The sequence below is a fragment of the Chitinimonas sp. BJB300 genome, from assembly GCF_002735695.1.
GTDB lineage: Bacteria > Pseudomonadota > Gammaproteobacteria > Burkholderiales > Chitinimonadaceae > Chitinimonas.
In genome coordinates this window covers 1-704 of the sequence record NZ_PDZH01000350.1, presented here as the reverse complement: position 1 = coordinate 704, position 704 = coordinate 1, and the positions used below count along the sequence as shown (strand labels likewise).

Annotated in this window: 1 protein-coding gene; it reads right to left on the bottom strand. The window is 53.1% G+C overall.

Annotated features, from left to right (window positions below):
• Positions 1-495: 495 nt before the first annotated feature.
• Positions 496-704, bottom strand: a 209-nt coding sequence (locus CSQ89_RS21785) for a transposase (protein ID WP_143747144.1), incomplete at its 5' end; no start/stop codon positions are given.

The following is a 704-nucleotide window of genomic DNA, read 5'->3' as shown; positions in this document are numbered from 1 at the left end:
CTTGGGTGAGTTGCGTGTAGGTCATCGGTCTTCAATTTCCTGGCGGGAAAAGGGGAGCGCATCCTACCGCCGCTCACCGCTCTCTCCCGCTGGTATTGAATCCGTCAGGTTCGTTTTTAAATCCGCCTCCGCCCTATGAAGGAAGTATATTCGAAAACGCAGCCGACGAACTAGCTAAAGCCTATTTGGGTGGTAGCGCTGATCTTTTTATGGAAGATGACCCGAAGTATTTGAAGTTTCTCGAAACAAAAACAAATGCCAGTAAGGGCAGTCTTCATAAACACCATCGCGGCTTGCTGTAAGCGCGTTGAAGCCCGCTTCTGCATGTTGGTTCTGCTTCTGGGCGCCTCGAATAACCCGGCTTTTTGACATTACAGCGGCGTAAGTCGACCTTGAGGTGCCTTCAGACAGCCCGTTCCGGAACTTGTCACTCTTCTTGCATCCCTTTTCCGCCCAAATTGGCCATTTCCAGCCAATCCAGACGGATTCCTGGCATCAGAAGGCCACCACGCCAGCGACCTTCAGATAGCACAAGCGTCGCAAGTTGTACCCCGCAATCTTCCAGTGCAGGTTCAACGTGGCGCGTGCCAACCCAATGCAGCGGAGGGCTTTGCCACCCATCTGTGCCAAGCTCGCAAATGGGTGTTCAACACGAGCACGGATCTTGGCAATCCGTCGATTGCGACGTTTCTGGCATTCGGACA